The organism is Streptomyces sp. CB01201 (assembly GCF_002803085.1).
GTDB classification, from domain to species: domain Bacteria; phylum Actinomycetota; class Actinomycetes; order Streptomycetales; family Streptomycetaceae; genus Streptomyces; species Streptomyces hundungensis.
Map to the genome: position 1 here is coordinate 335,524 of NZ_NNBJ01000003.1, position 17,144 is coordinate 352,667.

Annotated in this window: 19 protein-coding genes; 2 read left to right on the top strand and 17 right to left on the bottom strand. The window is 72.1% G+C overall.

Going from position 1 to position 17,144, the window contains the following annotated elements; all coding sequences use genetic code 11:
• Nucleotides 1-44 precede the first annotated feature (44 nt).
• From mpaP to CG740_RS09530, 11 genes are all read right to left on the bottom strand, one after another.
• Nucleotides 45-1,685, bottom strand: a complete 1,641-nt coding sequence (gene mpaP / locus CG740_RS09490) for a daptide biosynthesis intramembrane metalloprotease (RefSeq protein WP_100574564.1) — start codon at nt 1,683-1,685, stop codon at nt 45-47.
• Nucleotides 1,686-1,694: 9 nt separating this feature from the next.
• Nucleotides 1,695-2,441 carry an ABC transporter permease gene (locus CG740_RS09495; RefSeq protein ID WP_100574565.1) on the bottom strand — a complete coding sequence of 249 codons (747 nt, stop codon included), beginning with the start codon at nt 2,439-2,441 and terminating at the stop codon, nt 1,695-1,697.
• Nucleotides 2,434-3,168: an ABC transporter ATP-binding protein gene (locus CG740_RS09500; RefSeq protein WP_100574566.1), complete on the bottom strand. Its 735-nt coding sequence runs from the start codon at nt 3,166-3,168 to the stop codon at nt 2,434-2,436. The genes CG740_RS09495 and CG740_RS09500 overlap by 8 nt, the downstream gene beginning before the upstream one ends.
• Nucleotides 3,165-3,359: a hypothetical protein gene (locus CG740_RS09505; RefSeq protein ID WP_100574567.1), complete on the bottom strand. Its 195-nt coding sequence runs from the start codon at nt 3,357-3,359 to the stop codon at nt 3,165-3,167. Before CG740_RS09505 ends, CG740_RS09500 begins: the two co-directional genes overlap by 4 nt.
• A gap of 143 nt (nt 3,360-3,502) precedes the next feature.
• Nucleotides 3,503-3,679, bottom strand: a complete 177-nt coding sequence (locus CG740_RS40285; protein ID WP_199846385.1) for a daptide-type RiPP — start codon at nt 3,677-3,679, stop codon at nt 3,503-3,505.
• Between the two features lie 64 nt (nt 3,680-3,743).
• Nucleotides 3,744-3,917 carry a daptide-type RiPP gene (locus CG740_RS40290; RefSeq protein WP_199846386.1) on the bottom strand — a complete coding sequence of 58 codons (174 nt, stop codon included), beginning with the start codon at nt 3,915-3,917 and terminating at the stop codon, nt 3,744-3,746.
• Nucleotides 3,918-3,950: 33 nt separating this feature from the next.
• On the bottom strand, nt 3,951-5,195 hold the full coding sequence (mpaC, locus tag CG740_RS09510) for a daptide-type RiPP biosynthesis dehydogenase (RefSeq protein WP_100574568.1): 1,245 nt from the start codon (nt 5,193-5,195) through the stop codon (nt 3,951-3,953).
• The gene (gene mpaD, locus CG740_RS09515; protein WP_100574569.1) at nt 5,192-6,475 is read right to left on the bottom strand and encodes a daptide-type RiPP biosynthesis aminotransferase; all 1,284 of its coding nucleotides are present in this window, start codon (nt 6,473-6,475) and stop codon (nt 5,192-5,194) included. Before mpaD ends, mpaC begins: the two co-directional genes overlap by 4 nt.
• Complete coding sequence (mpaM, locus tag CG740_RS09520; protein ID WP_100574570.1) at nt 6,472-7,293, bottom strand: daptide-type RiPP biosynthesis methyltransferase; 822 nt, start codon at nt 7,291-7,293, stop codon at nt 6,472-6,474. The genes mpaD and mpaM overlap by 4 nt, the downstream gene beginning before the upstream one ends.
• Nucleotides 7,290-8,372 (bottom strand): daptide biosynthesis RiPP recognition protein, encoded by a 1,083-nt coding sequence (gene mpaB, locus CG740_RS09525; protein WP_199846387.1) that lies wholly within the window; start codon nt 8,370-8,372, stop codon nt 7,290-7,292. The genes mpaM and mpaB overlap by 4 nt, the downstream gene beginning before the upstream one ends.
• A 160-nt stretch (nt 8,373-8,532) precedes the next feature.
• Nucleotides 8,533-9,492 carry an LLM class flavin-dependent oxidoreductase gene (locus tag CG740_RS09530; protein WP_100574571.1) on the bottom strand — a complete coding sequence of 320 codons (960 nt, stop codon included), beginning with the start codon at nt 9,490-9,492 and terminating at the stop codon, nt 8,533-8,535.
• Between the two features lie 281 nt (nt 9,493-9,773).
• Between CG740_RS09530 and CG740_RS09535 the strand changes: the two genes are divergently transcribed.
• Entirely contained in the window at nt 9,774-10,457 is a 684-nt protein-coding gene (locus CG740_RS09535) for a LuxR C-terminal-related transcriptional regulator (RefSeq protein WP_267895397.1), read from the top strand.
• A gap of 31 nt (nt 10,458-10,488) precedes the next feature.
• Here the strand turns inward: CG740_RS09535 and CG740_RS09540 are convergent, their stop codons facing one another.
• Nucleotides 10,489-11,064, bottom strand: a complete 576-nt coding sequence (locus CG740_RS09540; RefSeq protein WP_100574573.1) for a dienelactone hydrolase family protein — start codon at nt 11,062-11,064, stop codon at nt 10,489-10,491.
• Between the two features lie 30 nt (nt 11,065-11,094).
• Here CG740_RS09540 and CG740_RS09545 point away from each other — a divergent pair, with 30 nt between their 5' ends.
• Nucleotides 11,095-12,192 carry a mechanosensitive ion channel family protein gene (locus CG740_RS09545; RefSeq protein WP_100574574.1) on the top strand — a complete coding sequence of 366 codons (1,098 nt, stop codon included), beginning with the start codon at nt 11,095-11,097 and terminating at the stop codon, nt 12,190-12,192.
• A 39-nt stretch (nt 12,193-12,231) separates the two neighbouring features.
• Here the strand turns inward: CG740_RS09545 and CG740_RS09550 are convergent, their stop codons facing one another.
• The 5 genes from CG740_RS09550 to CG740_RS09570 all read right to left on the bottom strand — a co-directional run bounded on the left by CG740_RS09550 (nt 12,232) and on the right by CG740_RS09570 (nt 17,099).
• The gene (locus CG740_RS09550; RefSeq protein WP_100574575.1) at nt 12,232-13,818 is read right to left on the bottom strand and encodes a Na+/H+ antiporter; all 1,587 of its coding nucleotides are present in this window, start codon (nt 13,816-13,818) and stop codon (nt 12,232-12,234) included.
• Nucleotides 13,819-13,919: 101 nt separating this feature from the next.
• Entirely contained in the window at nt 13,920-14,417 is a 498-nt protein-coding gene (locus tag CG740_RS09555; RefSeq protein WP_100574576.1) for a GNAT family N-acetyltransferase, read from the bottom strand.
• The gene (locus CG740_RS09560) at nt 14,414-15,355 is read right to left on the bottom strand and encodes an RluA family pseudouridine synthase (protein WP_100574577.1); all 942 of its coding nucleotides are present in this window, start codon (nt 15,353-15,355) and stop codon (nt 14,414-14,416) included. The genes CG740_RS09555 and CG740_RS09560 overlap by 4 nt, the downstream gene beginning before the upstream one ends.
• Nucleotides 15,356-15,456: 101 nt before the next feature.
• Entirely contained in the window at nt 15,457-16,023 is a 567-nt protein-coding gene (gene lspA / locus CG740_RS09565) for a signal peptidase II (protein ID WP_100574578.1), read from the bottom strand.
• 62 nt (nt 16,024-16,085) lie between these two features.
• Nucleotides 16,086-17,099 carry a TraR/DksA family transcriptional regulator gene (locus CG740_RS09570; protein WP_100574579.1) on the bottom strand — a complete coding sequence of 338 codons (1,014 nt, stop codon included), beginning with the start codon at nt 17,097-17,099 and terminating at the stop codon, nt 16,086-16,088.
• Between the last annotated feature and the right edge of the window lie 45 nt (nt 17,100-17,144).

The following is a 17,144-nucleotide window of genomic DNA, read 5'->3' on the forward strand; positions in this document are numbered from 1 at the left end:
GTCGTTTCTCGTCGGTCTTCGGGTCGTCGGGCCGTGGGGCGCTGTCACCAGCGGACGGCCGGGGCGACGTACTTGACATACAGCCACTCCCCCAACGGCCGCTTTCCGGCGTCCAGTTGGGCGGTGCCGGTGCGGTCCTGCGGGGTGGCGGCCACGGCCAGGGGGTAGCTGATGACGGGCATGGGCAGCGCTCTGGTGCGTACGGGCAGGAGCATCGACAGGGGGGCGGTGGCCGCGGTGGCCTTCGCTCCGGCGACGGTGGCGGCGCCGGTCTGCTGCTGCACGGTCACGCCCGAGCGCAGCAGCCGTACGGTGGCCCCCTCGCGCACGAGGGAGCGGTCCGCGGAGGTCGGCAGCAGGAGTTCGGTCCGGCCGTCGTCCCGCACGGTGTAGCCGCCGGTCAGCGTGTAGGGCAGGTGGATCAGCATGGCGCAGGCCGTGGCCAGGACCGCGGCCCCGAGGCCGACCGCGGCGATCCGCCGGGTCCGGGCTCCGGCCTCGCGGGCCTCGCGGACCAGGCTCTTCGTGCCGCGCCCGAGGTGGTGGGCGAGGAATCCCAGGCCGCACAGCAGCAGGGCGGCGCCCGCGGCTCCCATGCTGAGGAACGCCGAGCCCCACAGGTTCGCGGCCATGAAGACGAGGTAGAGCGGGAAGGCGAGGCAGATCAGCCCGTACGGAACCGCCCAGGGAAGCTCCGGGAGTTCGCGCTCGTAGCGTCCGCCGAACAGCGTCCGGCCCAGGGCGCGCCGGGCGTCGGTCATGGCGCGGTCGCGCAGGTGCGGGATGTCCAGGTGGCTCATCAGGGCGAGGTAGCCGTCGAGCTTCACGAAGGGCAGCAGATTGAGCAGGCCCGACACATAGGTGACGACCGCGAAGACGATCAGGCCCTCGCGCAGGCCGGGCCCGGTGAGCGGGGTGGTCAGAGCCGCGGCTCCGGCGATCACCCACTGGGTGACGACGCCGGCCAGCGCCACCCGCACCCGCTGCTCCTTGCGCGGCAGGCGCCAGCCGTCCGAGACGTCGCAGAAGAAGGCGGGCGAGAGGTAGAAGAGCATGACGCCCATCCGGGTCGGCCGCCCGCCGTAGTAGGTGAGGACCGCCCCGTGGCCCATCTCGTGCACGACGGTCGTGGCGAGGACGCCGAGGACCACGCCCGCGTACGTGGACGGCGGGAGCGGACTGCCCAGCGCCTGCCGCACCGAGGGCGCCTGCGCCACCAGGGCCAGCAGACCGCCGAGCGCGCACAGCAGGGCCGCGGCGGATCCCGACCGGCCGGCCAGCGGCCGCAGTGCGGGCAGCACCAGCCGCAGCAGCCGTTCCGGCCGCAGCAGGGTGAACTGGACGGTCAGCGGCGGTATGAAGCGGACCCGCCGGTGGCGCCGCCGGGGCTTCGTCCCGTCGTCCAGCATCTGGTGGTCGGCGAGCTTGCGGACCGCCATGTCCACGTCGTGCGCGGTCCACGGGGAGCCGAGGACCGCGGCGAGCTGCTCGTGGTCCCTGGTGCCGTCCAGGATCCGGGTGAACCGGGCCAGGTCGGCCTGGACCCGGAAGTACCGGCTGCCGCCGCGGTGGAGCACCCAGGGGCCGCCCGCCTCCATCGGCTCCTGTACCGCCACGCCCTCGGCGATGCGCGGCCGGGCGAGCCGCTCGGGGTCCAGCTCGGCGGATGCTGTCTTGGTGAACATGGATGCGCCTTACACGACGTCGCGGGAGGTGAGGAGTTTGCGGGCCAGGAACGCGGCCGCGGCCAGCCATCCGGCGATCACCAGCAGGGCGAGCGGCTCGGACAGCAGCTCGGGCTTGCCGTCGCGGTAGACGGAACTCATCGCGATCGTCATCAGGTACTTGGCACCCTGCGGGAAGAGCGCTTGCAGCCCCGGGTCGAGGAGAAGCGTGAAACCCATGAGGGTGCCGACCGCGGCGATCTGGTTGCGGACGATCCACCCGATGAACAGGCCCCAGGGCGCGGACAGGGTGGTGCACACGAAGACGCCGAGCAGGATGAGCCAGGTCTCCCGCGTCCACACCGGCCGGTGGCCGGCGCCGGCCGCCATGAGACCCCAGCCGGAGGCGACCGCGAGGCCGACGGCCAGCACGCCGTACAGGGCGCCCATGGCCGTGGTCACGATCAGCTTGGCGGAGAACAGCCGCGTTCTGCTGCCGCTGAGCAGCACCGAGCGCGCGATGGTACCGGTGGCGTACTCGCGGGCGACGGACACCGCGCCGTACAGCGAGGCGAAGAGCAGCATCATCATCCAGGCCTGGACGACGTCGTCGGTGACGGCCCCGGCGTCGGTCCGGCTCTGGGCGATGCTCTCGCGGCCCTGGGTGGCGTAGCCGAGGCTCGCCATGAAGGACATCAGGATGCCGAAGGCGGCGGGCAGCCACCAGGCCTTGCCGGACCATGCCTTGGCCCACTCGCCGGCCATCACGTCACGCATCGGGGCCTCCGCCCTTGCCCGCTCCGGCCAGTGCGAAGAAGCGGTCTTCGAGTCGGTCCGTCCCGTCCGAGGTGAGTTCGGACAGGGGCCCCGCGTAGCGCAGGGTCTGCTGCATGATCACCACGTCGTCCACGGTCTGTTCGACCTCGGCGAGGAGATGGCTGGAGACGAGGACCGTACGGCCCTCGTCCGCGAAGGACCGCAGCAGGTGCCGCAACCAGCGGATGCCGTCCGGGTCCAGGCCGTTGGCCGGTTCGTCGAGGACGAGCAGTTCGGGGTCCGTGAGCAGGGCGACGGCCAGCGACAGGCGTTGGCGCATCCCGGTGGAGTAGCCCTTGACCGGCCGGTCGGCCGACTCGGCCAGACCGACGCGTTCGAGCACCTCGTCCACCCGGGCTGCGGGCAGGCCGAGCGTCTTGGCCCAGATCGCGACGCCGCGTCGGCCGGACGTGCCGGGCACGGGGGCCATGCCGTCCATGCCGACCCCGATCCGGTGCCTGGCCCCGGGGAGTTCCGCGTAACGGTGCCCGAACACGGTCGCGGCACCCGCCGTGGGGGCGGCAAGACCGAGCAGGATGCGCAGGGACGTGGTCTTGCCCGCTCCGTTGCGTCCGAGCAGTCCCACGACACGGCCGGGCCGGACGTCGAAGGAGAGGTCGTCCACGGCGGTGGACGAACCGAAGCGTTTGGTCACGCCGCGGAAGCTGACCACGGCGTTCTCACTCACTTGCGGCTCCGGGCGATTCCCTTGCAGACGAGTACGGCACACACCAGCACGGCAGCCAGCAGAACCGCCATGAGTGCCGCCTGCGCAGGGCCCGACATGGTCAGGTTGACGATCGCGAGCAGGACGATGACCGGTACGGAAATGAAGACTGGTATCAGAATCGCGTTGTTGTTCTGGCGTCCGCTGGACATGAGAATTCCTTTGCTGATCGTGGCGCGAGGCCCGGATACGGAGTCCCCGGTGGTGGCATGCTTCAGCCACCGGGGACCCCGCTGTCAGAGTTCACTCAACCATCGGCCGAAGTGTCGTGAACTCCGTTGCCCACCAGGGGAAATCAGGTGACGATGCTGGCCGCGACGGTCAGACCGCTGTACGCGATCGACGACGCGACGCTGGCGGCGCTGATCGTCACGCCCGTCTTGAAGCCCGACCAGAAGCTGGGCGCCTCCATGGCCTCAAGTTCCTGCATGCCAAGCTCCAGCGACGACTCGAAGCCCTTGTTCAGCTCCATGTCGCACCTCCTGTTTCGTGATGTGTGAATGAGTGGTTTCGCTACCGGTGTCGCGGTGGGGATATCAGGTCGCGATGGAGACGGAAGCGACCCAGGCGGCGCTGTAGGCGACACCGCTGACCACGCTCATACCGGCGCTGACGCCGGCCGCGGTCGACCAGAACCCGGGCGCCTCCATGGCTTCGAGTTCCTGCATTCCCAGCTCCAGAACGGAGTTGGAATCGGTCTTCTGCTGCATAAGAAGATCCCCCTTGTTGTCCGTGTTTTTCATTCATCCGTCCCCGGCCGCGGTGGGCCGGGACGGAAGTCTCCAAGTGGCCGCTGCCGGCGGCGGGACGGCAGGCGCGTCGGCGGCCTCCGCCAGCAGGGCGCGTACGTCGCCGCGCTCCAGGGAGCCGAGCATCGGCAGCCCGGCGCCCCAGGCGCGTACGGTGGCCCGCGCGATGTCGTCCAGTTGCCGCGCCGAGCCGGTGAGGCGCCGGCCGATGCCCCAGCCGTCGATGAGGCTCGCGATCCCCCGCGCCGGATCGGCGGGAAGGCCGGCCGGGCCCGCGGCCCGCAGACAACGCCAGACGCGCAGCAGCCTGCGGGCCGAGCCGAGCCGCTCGTCGCCGTCGGCGACGGCTCGCCACAGGGGCGGGAGCAGCGCCGCCACCGCCGTCATCTTCCGTACGCCCAGCGCCGAGGACAGCTCGTTGGCGAGGAGCCAGCCCTTGACCGCGTACGGCTCGCGGCCCTGGTGCATCCACTCCGCGTGGGTGTGGCCGCTGAGCCTGGCGATGTCCGCGCGCAGCCGGCCGTCGGGGCGGTGGCCCGCCCGTGTCGCCCGGGCCACCTCGTGACCGAGCCGGGTCAGCCGCACGACGGCCGCCTCGACCAGGGCGTCCTCGGTCGGCAGATCCCTCAGGTCGCCGACGTACGGGCCGGTGGCCCTGAACAGAGCCTCCAGCACGCCTTCGGCCAGCAGGTCGAGGGGCAGGGTCGCCGTCGCCAGCGGGTCCAGTACGGCGGCCTGTGGCCGCAGCCCCGCGCCCAGGACCAACCGCTTGCCCCGCGGCGACGCGAGGCAGACGACGCCGCTCACTTCGGACCCCGTACCCAGGGTGGTGGGCACGGCGACCAGCGGAACCGTGCGGGCGCGGGCGGGCGGCAGCAGGACGAGGCCGCCGCGCTGCGCCACGGTGAGCCGGGCCCGCACGTCCGGGCCGGTGCGCATCAGCGTCGCCAGCTTGGCCCGGTCCAGGAGCGAGCCGCCGCCGACGCCCACGACCAGGTCGGCGCCGGCGAGTTCGCCGGCCAGGGTGTCGAGGGCCCCGAGATCCCCGGCTCCCGTCAGCACGGTGCGGGAGCAGCCCGCACCGGCCCGCGTGAGGACGGAGCCGATCCGCGCGTCGAGCTCGCCGCCGGCGACACCCGAGTCGATCAGAACGGCCGTCCTGCGCCGCCCTGTTGCCAGTTCCGCGATCCGTTCCAGGCCGAGCAGCACCGGGGTGGGGCCCTGGGGCCACGTGCTCATGCGTGCCCGCCGTCGTGCCGACCGGCCGCTGCCGCCCAGGCGTCGAGGCCGGCCCGCACACAGGCGATCAGTTCGGTGACCTCGGCGTCGGTGTAGACGAGGGCGGGAAAGAGCTGGACGCCGTTCAGGCCGGGGTGCACGATCGCACCGGCCGCGCGGACGGCGGCGACGAGCGCGGAGACCTGTTCCTGGGGGAAGGGCGTGCCGTCCTCCAGGCACATCCGGACGGAACGGAAGCAGCCCGTCCCCGTCGTCCCCGTCACCAGCGGGTGTTCGGCCGTCAGCCGGGCGAACTCCTCGTCCAGCCGGGCCGCCACCAGCCGCCCGCGGCCCACGGCGTCCAGCCTGCGCAGCTCGGAGAGCGTGGCCACGATCGCCGCACAGGTGACGGGGGTGCCCGCCTGGGTCTCTCCGTGGCTGAGGACCGCGCCCGCCCGGTCGTAGGCCTCGGCGACCTGCCGGGAGGCGAGCACCACGGCCGCGGCGCTGGTGCCGTTGGTCAGCCCCTTCGAGGAGACCAGGAGGTCGGGGCGGGCGGGCCAGCGGTCGGAGGCGAACAGCGTGCCCGTACGGCCGAAGCCGGTGGCCACCTCGTCGGCCACGAGAAGGAATCCGTGGACATCGCGCAGCCTCAGGAGTTCGGCGACGAACTCCTCGGTGAGGGGTATCGCGCCGCTGCCCAGGACGGGTTCCACGACCACGGCGGCGACCTGGCCGCCCTGGCGTTCCAGCAACGCGGCGAGTTCCTCGGGCCGGTTGGGGGCGACGTGCCGCACCAGGCGCTGGTCGACACCGTAGACCTGCTGCCCGAGGTCCTCTCCCGTCAGGGCGAACCCCCCGAAGGTCAGCCCGTGGTAGCTGCCGCGCAGCCCCACCACGACCTTGCGGCGCGGCTCGCCGCGCAGGGCGTGGTAGTGCCGCGCGACCTTCATCACCAAGTCGTTGGCCGCGCCGCCGGAGGTGGAGAACAGCACCCGTCCGTAGTGTTCGGGCCCGCACGCCTCGATGAGCGCCTCGGCCGCCCGGCGGGCGTAGGAGTTCTCGTAGCGGAAGACGCTGAGGTAGGAGGCGTTGAGCAGGGCTTCGGAGGCGGCCCGGGCGATGACCGGGTTGCCGTAGCCGAGGTTGGTGTTCCACAACCCGCTCGATCCGTCGAGCAGTTGGGAGCCGTCGGCGAAACGGACCCGCACGCCTTCGGCGGACACGGCGCACAGGCTGTCCCTGCCGTGCTGGTCAGGTGGCAGCAGCGAAGGCCACAGGGCCTTGGGGCCGGCGGTCATGCCCGGGCCCCCGTCTCCAGCAGTACGTCGCCCAGCCGGCGGCTGACCGAGGGCAGCACCGTCCGGCCGTGGACCGCGAACCCGGCGGCCGTCAGTTCGGCCTCCAGCCGGTCCGCGGGCAGGACGCCCACGCTCGTGGTGCAGACCTCGACGGGGCCGGCCGGTCCCGGCTCGGCGGGGAAGATCGTGACGGTACGAGCGGCGTCACCCGTGACCCAGTGCTCGAAAATACGGAAGGCCCGGCCGCCCGCGGTCGTGTACTCCTCCTCCACTTCGGCGGGTCCCGCATAGCCGGGGTCCACGGCCACGGTGGTGAGCAGGAAGCGCCCTTCAGGTTCCAGGTGGGCGCGCACCGCCTCGTAGAGGCCGCTCCGGCCCGCCTCGTCCAGCAGCGAGATCGAGGTCGTGCCCAGCACGATCACCGGGTAGCGGCGGCCCAGCGCGAAGGCGCTCATGTCGCCGCGCACCACGGTGCACCGTTCGCGCAGCGCGGGGGCCGCGTCGAGCCGGGCACGCAGCAGGGCCAGCATGTGCTCGGACAGGTCGAGCGCGGTCACCTCACGCCCCAGTGCCAGCAGCGGCATGGTCAGCCGGCCCGAGCCGGCCGCGAGGTCGAGGACCGGCCCGGGTGTGGCACGCACCAGGCCGAGGAGTTCCCGCACCTCCTGCGGGTCGCGTCCGGCGATGTCGTGGTAGACCCCGGAGCCGATCTCGTCGTACAGATCGCACAGCACCGCCCGGTCTCCCAGGGAGGCCAGCAGCTCTCCGGCCCGGCCGGGAATCGTCGCTCCGGCACGGCCAGGAATGGTCGGGGTCACAGTCCTCTGCTCCCCACCGTGACGCGTACGGGCCGTACGGGCCGCACGAGTTGGACGCCGGCCGCCGCGAAGCGTGCCACGGTCCCCTCCAGCGCCTCCTTGTCGGCGAAGGCGGCCGCCGCGTCCGGGGAACCGCAGACCGTCAGCGCCTCGACGACCCGGGCGGTCAAGTGGTCCACCTGGAACGTCCGGCCGCCGGTCGCGATGTGCACGTACGCGGTCTCGTCGGTCCACAGGACCAGCGGCGCTCCGGTGCCGGTCTCGTCGGCGGCCGCCGTCCCCTCCGGCAGCCCGGCCGTCAGGCGGTGCCCGAAGCCCGACACCCGCGGGACGGCCGAGCCGTCGAAGCGGAGCCGCCGGATCGCCTCGACCGCCGCGAGGTAGCGGCCGAGCCAGAGCCGCTCGGCGAGTGCCGCCGCCCGCTCCCGCTCGGGCAGCACCGCACCCAGGGCCACGGCGCACGGGTGTGTGCTCGCCGCGTTGATCCGGGCCCACTCGGCTTCGAGCCCCGCCATGCCGTCGCCCACGGCACCGAGTCGGCGCCCGCCGGGCGCGGTGGACAGCTCCCCCGCACGGTTCGCGTACAGCCGCAGGCCGGGGCCGTCGGCCGAGGCGTCCGCGCCGAGTGCCGCGAGGTCGCCGAGCTGGATGACCGGGTGGGTGAGGAAGTCCGCGAAGACGCCCTCCTGGCGCGCCCGGTCGGCATCGGCGAGGTAGGCGCCGAAGTCCGCCGGATCGGCGACGCGGACCAGGGTGGGGCCGACGACGGACATGTACTCGCTGATGCCGTAGCTCTGCAACTGCAGAAAGAAGTCACCGGCGTCGGAGACGAGCGAGAACTCGGCACCGGACTCGCTCGGCGAACCCTCGTACCCCACCACGACGGGACCGGAAGCGCCGCCCGCCTCACCCGGGACGAAGACGGTGGTGCCCGGACCGACCAGGTCCGACCGGAGCACCCGCTCCAGGTGTTCGGCGCTCTCCAGGACGAGCACACCCGTCCCGGAGGCGTTCCTGAGGGAGACGGCCGGGTCCTGGCCCGCCGCCCATGCCGTCAAGCGCCCTTTGATCCCGCTCATCGTTTCCCCGTCTCCCCGTTTCCCCGTTTTGCCGTCTTGTCGTCTTGCCGTCTTGCCGTTGCCGTGGTCTTCACCCGAAGCGCCGACGCCCGGCCGCGATCCGCCCGCGGCGCGTTTCCCCCGGTGACGCGCGCTGGTCCGCGCGTGGCGCGGTCTTGCGTCAGGTCAGTGCGCCCAGGAGCTTCTTCAGTTCCTCCATGGCCACCTGCGGCCCATAGGCGTTGCACACGCCCGTGACGTTCAGGACGATCTCGTCCACACCCGCCGCCTCGTACGCGGCGAGCTTGGCCGCGAGCTCGTCCATGTCCCCGCTCAGGAAGGCGTCGCCCTCGACCAGGGCCCGCGCCTTGGCCAGGGGGTCGCCGTCCGCGACGTCGACCCCTGACCTGCGCAGCATGTCGATGTAGTGCGGTCCTTGCAGGTGCGCGGCGTTGCTGGCGAGGGCCAGCTCCGCCGCCGGGCGGTCGGACCGACTCAGTGCCAGCGGAACCATCGCCGTCAGGCGCGGTACCGGCCGGCCGGCCGCGGCGGCGCCCTCCCGCAGCGCGGGGACCACGGTGTCCCGGAGGTACGCCGCCGGGGTCAGCCATGTGATGGCCCGGTCGGCGACCTCGCCGGCCAGCCGCGCCATCCCCGGCCGCAGGACCCCGAGCCCCACCTCCACCGGCGGTGCCGGGAACGCGGAGAGAGCGGCCTCGCAGGTGACGTAGTCGCCCTTGATGTCGACGGCGTCGCCGTCCAACAGCCCCCGTACCGCCGTCAGATACTCACGCGCCGCCGTGAGGGGGCTCGCGTACGGCGTGCCCCGCAGGCTCTGTTGCAGCTGCCTGCCGCCCGGCCCGAACCCGGCGATGACCGGCTGTCCCGTCGTCATGGCCAGCGACCGGGCCTGGAGGGCGGCTTCGTAGGGATGGCGCAAGGGCATCAGGGTCACCCCGAGCCCCACCGGGACACGGAAGCCGGCGCCCGCCGCGTAGACGAACCCCTGATGCGGTTCGATCATCAGAGCCTGTCCCTGCCACAGCCGCCGCGCCTCGGTCCAGTGCACCAACGCGACGTACGGCAGGACCTGTTCGGGGCGTCGTGGCAGAAAGGGAATGAGGACCGAATACGCAGTCAAGGTGTTTCTCCAGCATCAGTGAACTCCCCCACGACGGACGGCTGCCGCATGCGGCGCCCGGTCCTCCGCGGTTCGGGGTGATCCCAGGATGCTGTGTGAAGGGCATCGCCAACCATCCCCGAAGTGGGGGGAAAATTCATCTGCCGTCCACCCGACAGGGGGTGCGGGATCCGCTGTTCCCCCTGGCCGGGGGCCTGTGGACGCTCGGGTACGCTCTCCATGGATTGCGACGAAAGCACCATGCGTAGTACTGCTCGGGGGAGAGAACACACGTGATTTCGGTGGCAGTTGTAGAGGACAGAGCTCTCGTTCGAGCCTCTTTGCGCGCGCTGGTCGAGGCGGACCGCGGTCTGCATGTCGAGTGGGACAACAGCAGCGACCGCGCCCTGGGGGCCATTCGCTCGAAGCCGCCCCGCGTGGTGCTGCTCAGCACCCAGGCGCCGACCGGCGACACGCTCGACATCGTGCGCAGGACGCGCCAGCTGCCCAAGGCCCCCGAGGTTCTGGTGCTCGCCGGCCCCGGCACCGACGCACACGTCAAGAGCGCGCTGGCGGCGGGGGCCGGCGGCTATCTGCCGCGCGACAGCACCCCCGGGCATCTGTCCCAGGCGATCCATGCCGTGGCCCGCCACGGCTGGGCCTTTTCGCCGTCGATGGCGAGGACCGTCATCGACGGCTACCTGCGGGTCTCGACCGCACCGGAGGAGGGCTCACCGGAGGGCTGCTCGCAGGAGAACCGGGAGCGCCTCGGCACCCTGACCGCGCGCGAGCGCCGCGTCCTCGCGCTCGTCGGTGACGGTCTGACCAACCGCGAGATCGCCGACCGTCTCGGGAACAGTCCCGAGACGGTGAAGGACCACGTCCGCTCGATCCTGGTCAAACTGGACACGGACAACCGGATACGCGCCGCCGCGATCGCCTGGCGGGCCGGCCTGCGCAGTCAGCCGGGGCAGGAGTCCGCCTGACCGGCCGGGACGCCCCGGCGCAGGTCCGCGCCTAGGCGTCGAGCCCTTCGAGGAAGCCGAGGGCGGTGCGCCAGGTCAGTTCCGCCGCCGCCTCGTCGTAGTCCGGCAGGCCCGGGTCGGTGTAGAGGTGACCGGCGCCCGGGTAGCGGTAGATCTCCACGTCCGCGCCGGCCCGCTGCATCCGCAGGTACCAGGAGTTGAGCCAGTCCGCCGTCTCGAACGGGTCCGGGTCGGCGATGTGCAGCTGGACCGGGAGCTCGTCCACGGAGCTGTGCTCCGCCATGTCCGAGGTGCCGTGGAGCAGCAGCAGGCCGCGGGCCTTGCTGTCGCCGAGCGCGAGGTTCTGCGCGATGGAGCCGCCGAGCGAGAACCCGGCGTAGACGAGACCGCTCTCCGAGTACGGCGCGGCGGCGAGGACGGCCCGTTTCAGGAGCTCGTCGGCGCCGATCTCGTCCTTGATGTCGCTGCCCTCCTCGACGGTCTCCGCGGTGCGGCCCTCGTACAGGTCGGGGACGTGCACCTGGTGTCCTGCGGCCCGCAGCCGCTCGGCCGCCTCCTGTACGGCGGGACGCAGACCGTAGACCGAATGGAAAAGCATGATGTTCATGGGGCCATCGTGCCAGTTACGGTCGAGGGCATGGAGAACGTACTGCGTCCGTTGATCGTCATCGGCGGCTCGGTCGTGCTCACACTGGTTGTGGGGTGGCTGGCCGACCGACTGCTGCTCAGGGAGGACTCGCGCCATCGCGAGACGCCACTGTGGGGACTGCTGCGCCGGTGCCGCGTTCCGCTGAACCTCGTCCTGCTCACCGCGATACTGCGCGGCTCGTTCAACAGCATCAAATGGAAGCCGGTCCAGGAGCACCACGCGGGCCTGGCCCAGGTCCTGACGCTGGTCCTGATCGGTGCGAGCTCCTGGCTGGTGGTGCGGATCGCGACAGCCGTCGTGGAGTCCTCGTACACCCGCTATGCCACCTCGACGCGCGATCCCGCCCGGGTCCGCCGGGTCCGCACCCAGGTCACGCTCATCCAGCGGGTGGTGAGCGCGATCGTCATCGTGGTGGCGGTCGCCGCGATGCTGCTCACCTTCCCGGCGATGCAGGCGGCCGGCGCCTCCCTGCTGGCCTCGGCGGGCATCGTGGGCGTCGTCGCCGGTGTGGCGGCCCAGTCCACCCTCGGGAATCTGTTCGCCGGGCTCCAGATCGCCTTCGGCGACATGGTGCGGATCGGTGACACCGTGGTGGTGGACGGGGAGTGGGGCGTCGTCGAGGAGATCACGCTCACCTTCCTCGCGGTCCGCACCTGGGACGAGCGCCGGCTGACCATGCCGGTGTCGTACTTCACCAGCAAGCCGTTCCAGAACTGGTCGCGCGGCGGCGCCCAGATGACCGGCACGGTCTTCTTCCACCTGGACCACTCGGCGCCGCTCCCGCTGATGCGCGAACGGCTCGCCATGATCCTCAAGGAGTGCCCGGCCTGGGACGGCCGCGACTTCTCGCTCGCGGTCACCGACACGACCCCGTCGACGATCCAGGTGCGGGCGGTCGTCACGGCCAAGGACGCGGACGACATCTGGACGGTCCGGGTGACGGTACGCGAACAGATGGTGGCCTGGCTGTACACGGAGCATCCCTACGCCCTGCCGAGGATCGTCACCGACGCGATCCAGCCGCCAACTCCCGCTGCGGGCAAAGCACTTGAGGGCGAGCACCGCACCGGGGACGAGCGCCGCTGAACCAGCCCGGGCCGGGGAGCACGGGGCCGGGGTGCGCGGTCAGCGCAGGCTGCGGACGTCCAGCTGGCGCAGCACCCGGTCCACGATCTCGGGGTCGGCCCCGGGCTCGCTGCGCGCCGAGAGCACCTCGTGCCGGGCGGCCGACATCATCTCCCGCTGGATGCGCTGCACCGCCCTGATCCGCTCCACCCGCTTCGCGTAGGACTCCCGGCGCTCCTCGTCGACCATGTCGGGGCTGATCCGCGCGCCCACGTCGTAGGCCCGGCGGTGCAGCTGCTCCATGACCTCCTCGGGCAGCTCCTCGACGTCCTCGATCTCCTTCAGACGCCGCTTGGCGGCCTTGGCGGCCCGGATCGCGAGGTCCCGCTCCAGGGTGCGCTCGGCGTCCGTGTCGGCCCGTACGCCCAGCTTCCTGACCAGCCAGGGCAGGGTGAGCCCCTGGAAGACCAGGGTGGTCATGATCACGGCGAAGGCGATGAAGATGACCTCGTCACGGCCGGGGAAGGGCGCCCCGTCCTCCGTCTTGAGCGGGATGGCGAGGGCGAGGGCCACCGAGGCCACGCCGCGCATCCCGGCCCACCACATGACGATGGTCTCGCGCCACGTGGTCGGGATCTCCTCGTCGTAGTCGCGCAGGGTGTGCAGCCTCTTGGCGAGCCAGGTCGCCGGGAGCAGCCACAGCAGCCGCACGCCCACGACGACGCCCACCACGGCCGCCGCCCAGCCGAACATGTGCAGTTCGCGGCCGGTCGCGGTGCCGAAGACATTGTGGAGTTCGAGCCCGATGAGGCCGAACGCGACCCCGGTGACCAGGGTGTCCACGATCTGCCAGAACGTGGCCCCCGCCAGTCGCCCCTGGACGTCGTCGGCGTCCATCGTGTGCTCGGCGAGGAACAGCGCCACGGTCAGTACGGCGAGGACGCCCGAGCCGTGGAACTCCTCGGCCAGGACGTAGCCCACGAACGGCACGAGGAGGGTGAGGCCGATCTGGAGGGTGGGGTCGCCGAGCAGGCTCATCAGCTTGTTCGCGGCCCAGCCCAGCGCGAGGCCGACCGCGACGGCGACCACGGCCGAGAGCACCAGCTGGCCTGCCGCCTCGGCCCAGGAGAAGCTGCCGCTCACGGCCGCGGCGATCGCCACGTGGTAGAGCACGATCGCGGTGACGTCGTTGAACAGGCCCTCGCCCTCCAGGATCGACACCAGGCGGCGCGGAAGGCCGAGCGAGCCGGCCACGGCGGTGGCCGCGACCGGGTCGGGCGGGGCGACGAGCGCGCCGAGCGCGACGGCGGCGGCGATCGGCAGGCCCGGCACGAGGGAGTTGGCCACGGCCGCGACGGCGGCCGTGGTCACGAAGACGAGCGCGACCGCGAGCAGGAAGATCGGCCGCACATTGGCCGTGAACTGCCGCCAGGAGGTGCGCTGTACGGAGGCGTAGAGCAGCGGGGGCAGGACCAGCGGCAGGATGAGCTCCGGCTCGATGTCCACGTTGGGCACGAACGGCAGCAGCGCCATCACGATCCCGCCGAGCGTCATGAGCACCGGCGCGGGAAGCCCGAGCCGCTCCCCCAACGGGACCGTCACCACCGCCCCGAGCAGGAGTACGAGCAACAGGGCGAGCTGGTCCACGGGATGCCCTCCGGGCGGTGCGGGCCTGGACGGCCTTGAGGATCAAGACCTCAAGCGTGCCACGCAACCCGCACCAACCGCCCATCGGGGGGCAAAAGGGTTCAGTTCGAACTTCCGGGGTACCCGGCTACGGAACTGCGCCCCAGGGCCCGCCGCATCGCCCGGTGCGGGATCCCCGCGTCCGGGAACTCCGGCCCGTACGCCTCGTATCCGAGCCGCTCGTAGAAGCCCAGCGCATGCGTCTGCGCGTGCAGGTCGACCGCGCTGAGGCCGCGGGCACGGGCGGCGCCCTCGATCGCGCGCACCAGGGCGGCGCCGACGCCGAGCCCGCGGGCCGCCGCGGTGACCGCGAGCCGGCCGAGCGAGCCGATGTCCTCGCCGCCGGTCCTGGCCAGCGCCCCGGGGCCGTACAGGAGCCGCCCGGTGCCGAGCGGGCCGCCGGCGCCGACGGCCAGCACATGCAGCGCGCCGGCGTCGTACGCGTCGTACTCGATCTCCTCGGGCACCCGCTGCTCGACCACGAACACCTGCTTGCGCACGGCGAAGCAGGCCTCCAGGTCGGCCTCGCCCTCGGCGACCCGGACCTGGAAGGCGGTCATTCGCTCTCGGCCCGGATGACGTCGAGGGCGTGCTGGAGATCGGCCGGGTAGGTGCTCTCGAACTCGACCCACTGGCCGTCCGAGGGGTGCTCGAAGCCGAGCTTCACCGCGTGCAGCCACTGGCGTGTCAGGCCCAGGCGCTTGGCGATGGTGGGGTCGGCGCCGTAGGTGATGTCGCCGACGCAGGGGTGGCGGTGGGCCGACATGTGGACGCGGATCTGGTGGGTGCGCCCGGTCTCCAGCTTGATGTCGAGCAGCGAGGCGGCGCGGAACGCCTCGATCAGGTCGTAGTGCGTGACCGACGGCTTGCCCTCGGCGGTCACGGCCCACTTGTAGTCGTGGTTGGGGTGGCGCCCGATCGGGGCGTCGATGGTGCCGCTCATCGGGTCCGGGTGGCCCTGGACCAGGGCGTGGTAGCGCTTGTCGACGACGCGCTCGCGGAACTGCTGCTTGAGCGAGGTGTAGGCCCGCTCGGACTTGGCGACGACCATCAGGCCCGAGGTGCCGACGTCGAGGCGGTGCACGATGCCCTGGCGCTCGGCGGCGCCCGAGGTGGAGATGCGGTACCCGGCCGCGGCGAGGCCGCCGATGACGGTGGTGCCGGTCCAGCCGGGGCTCGGGTGGGCGGCGACACCCACCGGCTTCATGATCACGACGATGTCGTCGTCGTCGTGCACGATCTCCATGCCGTCGACGGGCTCGGCCACGATCTGCACCGGGGCCGGCGCCTGGGGCATCTCGACCTCCAGCCAGGCCCCGCCGTGCACCCGCTCGGACTTGCCGACCACGGCGCCGTCGACCTGGACCTTCCCCGCCGCGGCGAGCTCGGCCGCCTTGGTACGGGAAAACCCGAACATGCGGGAGATGGCGGCGTCGACGCGCTCGCCTTCGAGGCCGTCGGGAACGGGCAGGGTGCGGATCTCGGGAATCGTGCTCACCCGTCGAGTATGCCTTGCCCCACCGACATCGCCCGCCGCGCGTCCGGCGGGCGGACCCCGGCGGACCCCGTGGCGGGCTCGGCCCCTCGGCGACGGCGGGCTCAGTCCTTGTGGACGCTGCCGTCCGGGTCGAGGCCGCGGAAGGACAGGATCACGATCAGGATGCCGCCGCAGACGATCGCCGAGTCCGCGAGGTTGAAGACCGCGAAGTCCTTGGGGGCGATGAAGTCGACGACCGCGCCCTCGAAGATCCCGGGCGAGCGGAAGATCCGGTCGGTCAGATTGCCGAGCGCGCCCCCCAGCAGCAGGCCGAGCGCGATGGCCCACGGCAGGCTGTAGAGCTTGCGCGCGAGCCGCGCGATCACCACGATCACGGTCGCCGCGATGATCGTGAAGATCACCGTGAAGGCCTCGCCGATCCCGAAGGCGGCGCCCGCGTTGCGGATCGCGTTCAACTGGAGCAGGTCACCGATGACCGCGATCGGCTCGTGGTGCTCCAGCCTGGCCACCACGAGCATCTTGCTGCCGAGGTCGAGAAGGTAGGCGACGACCGCCACCGTGAACAGCACGGCGATCTTCCGCTTGCCCTTCGGCTGCTCGGCAGGGGCCGCCTGCTCGTCGGCCCCTTCCACATCCGGCGTACCGATGACGCTCTCCGCCTCTGCCACGTGAGTCCCTCGACCGTCTAGGTTCCTGACTGAGCACGAGAGTACGGCACACCTGTGCGGACTCAGCCCCGCCGTTCCTGCTTCTGCTTGTCCTCCACGCAGAGGGTGGCGCGCGGGAACGCCTGCATCCGGGCCTTGCCGATCGGGTTGCCGCAGATCTCGCAGTACCCGTACGTCCCGGCGTCGAGCCGCTCCAGGGCGTGCTCGGTCTGCTCCAGGGTCTCGCGGGCGTTGGCGGCCAGCGACATCTCGTGCTCGCGGGTGATGTTCTTGGTGCCGGTGTCGGCGTCGTCGTCGCCCGCGCCGTCGCCCGAGTCGCGCATCAGGCCGGTCAGCGCCGCCTCCGATGCCTCGATCTCGCTGCGTAGCCGCAGCACCTCGCTGGACAGCTCGTTGCGGGCCTCGGCGACCTCCTCCGGGGTCCAGGGGTCCTCGCCCGGACGGACCGGAAGCTCGCCCGGGGCGGTCGTGGCGACGGCACGGGCCGCCGGCACCGCCGACGCGGCGGCGGTCCTGGCCGCCGTCGCCCTTGCCGCGGTCTTCTTCGCAACCACCTTGTTGGCTCCCGTCTCTTCCGCGGCCGTAGCCGCCCCCTGGGCCGCGGTCGCGGCCTTCTTGGCGCGCGCCCCGGCGGAAGTCGCCGAAGCCGTCGTGCCGGTCGCCCTGTCCTTGCCGGTCGCCTTGTCGGACGCGGCCCGCGCCGCCCCGGTTGCCTTCCCGGACGCGGTCTTCTTGGCGGCGGTCTTCTTCGCGACAGCCTTCTTGGCCGCGGTCTTGGCCGCGGACTGGGCCGCGGTGGCCTTCTTGGCGGGAGCCGCCTTCTTGGCGCGTGCGGTCTTCCCGGCGGCCCCGACCTGCTCGGCCGACGCCTTTTCGGCTCCTCCCACCTGGGCCGAAGCGGTCCTCGCGGCGGGCCCGGCGGAGGCCGCCTTCCCGGCCGCGGCGTCGGCCGCAGCCTTCTTCGTACCGGTCGTCGCCTGGTCCGCAGAGCCCGTGTCGGCACCCGCGGCGGCACTCGTGGCATCGGCTCTCGCGGACGCCGTTGTGGTCTCTACGGCGGTCTTCTTCGCCACCATGGCCGCGGCCCCTTCACATATTGTGATCTTGCTCGCGAATCGTGC

Bases quoted from the DNA above. Each gene is read 5' to 3' on its own strand.
- CG740_RS09545 (WP_100574574.1), top strand. From the start codon at position 11,095: ATGGAGAACGTACTGCGTCCGTTGATCGTCATCGGCGGCTCGGTCGTG.
- CG740_RS40290 (WP_199846386.1), bottom strand. From the start codon at position 3,917: ATGCAGCAGAAGACCGATTCCAACTCCGTTCTGGAGCTGGGAATGCAG.
- CG740_RS09505 (WP_100574567.1), bottom strand. From the start codon at position 3,359: ATGTCCAGCGGACGCCAGAACAACAACGCGATTCTGATACCAGTCTTC.
- mpaB (WP_199846387.1), bottom strand. From the start codon at position 8,372: ATGAGCGGGATCAAAGGGCGCTTGACGGCATGGGCGGCGGGCCAGGAC.
- CG740_RS40285 (WP_199846385.1), bottom strand. From the start codon at position 3,679: ATGGAGCTGAACAAGGGCTTCGAGTCGTCGCTGGAGCTTGGCATGCAG.
- mpaD (WP_100574569.1), bottom strand. From the start codon at position 6,475: ATGACCGCCGGCCCCAAGGCCCTGTGGCCTTCGCTGCTGCCACCTGAC.
- mpaP (WP_100574564.1), bottom strand. From the start codon at position 1,685: ATGTTCACCAAGACAGCATCCGCCGAGCTGGACCCCGAGCGGCTCGCC.
- CG740_RS09495 (WP_100574565.1), bottom strand. From the start codon at position 2,441: ATGCGTGACGTGATGGCCGGCGAGTGGGCCAAGGCATGGTCCGGCAAG.
- mpaC (WP_100574568.1), bottom strand. From the start codon at position 5,195: ATGAGCACGTGGCCCCAGGGCCCCACCCCGGTGCTGCTCGGCCTGGAA.
- CG740_RS09570 (WP_100574579.1), bottom strand. From the start codon at position 17,099: ATGGTGGCGAAGAAGACCGCCGTAGAGACCACAACGGCGTCCGCGAGA.
- CG740_RS09555 (WP_100574576.1), bottom strand. From the start codon at position 14,417: ATGACCGCCTTCCAGGTCCGGGTCGCCGAGGGCGAGGCCGACCTGGAG.
- CG740_RS09540 (WP_100574573.1), bottom strand. From the start codon at position 11,064: ATGAACATCATGCTTTTCCATTCGGTCTACGGTCTGCGTCCCGCCGTA.